The sequence below is a fragment of the Pseudomonas sp. MWU16-30316 genome, from assembly GCF_020515645.1.
Taxonomy (GTDB): Bacteria; Pseudomonadota; Gammaproteobacteria; order Pseudomonadales; family Pseudomonadaceae; genus Aquipseudomonas; species Aquipseudomonas cerasi.
Genome location: NZ_JAIZAZ010000023.1, coordinates 1 through 857, shown reverse-complemented (window position 1 = coordinate 857; position 857 = coordinate 1). Strand labels below are relative to the sequence as shown.

Below are 857 nucleotides of genomic sequence, written 5' to 3'. Positions count from 1 at the left end.
CCCCACGGTTGTGATAACCACGCGCCAGACCGACGCCCCCCAGGTACAACTCCGCCGCCACGCCCTGTGCAGCAGGCAGGAGGCCGTCGTCGAGGATGTGGGTTTTCAGGTTGTCGATCGGCTGCCCGATCGGCACGCTGAGGATATCGTCGGCGCTACAAGTCCAGTGGGTCACGTCGATGGCTGCTTCGGTCGGACCGTACAGGTTGTACAAACCGGCCTGCGGCAAGCGCTTGAGCACCTGAGCGGCCAGCTCGGCAGGCAGTGCTTCACCGCTGCATACGACCCGACGCAGCGTGTCACAGCTTTCCACCTGGGGATGAGTCATGAACGCCTGCAGCATCGACGGCACGAAATGCAGGGTCGTGACCTGATGCTCGCGGATGGTCTGCACCAGCCGCTCGGGGTCGCGGTGATCCCCCGGCAGCGCCATGGCCAGACGTGCGCCGGTCATCAGCGGCCAGAAGAATTCCCAGACCGACACGTCGAAACTGAACGGTGTCTTCTGCAGAACGGTATCGCTGCCATCAATTTTGTAAGCTTTCTGCATCCAGTGCAGACGGTTGACCAGCGCACGATGGCTGTTGCCCGCGCCCTTGGGTTTGCCGGTCGAGCCGGAGGTGTAAATCACATAAGCCAGGCTCAATGGATGGCTGAGGTTGACCGGGTTGGCGGTGCTGTAACCTGCAAGCCGGTCACCGTCCTGATCCAGGCACAGGCTCTGCACCTGATGCGGAACCGGCAAACGCGCCAATAGCGCCGTTTGGGTCAACAGCAAACCGATGTCGCTGTCCTTCATCATGTAGGCCAGACGATCCTCGGGGTAGTCCGGGTCCAGCGGCACGTAGGCACCACCG

General features: G+C 62.3%; 1 protein-coding gene. It reads right to left on the bottom strand.

What is annotated here, in order from left to right:
* Positions 1-857 (bottom strand): AMP-binding protein (locus LCH65_RS26155; protein WP_226439950.1); only part of this gene is annotated, 857 nt, incomplete at both ends.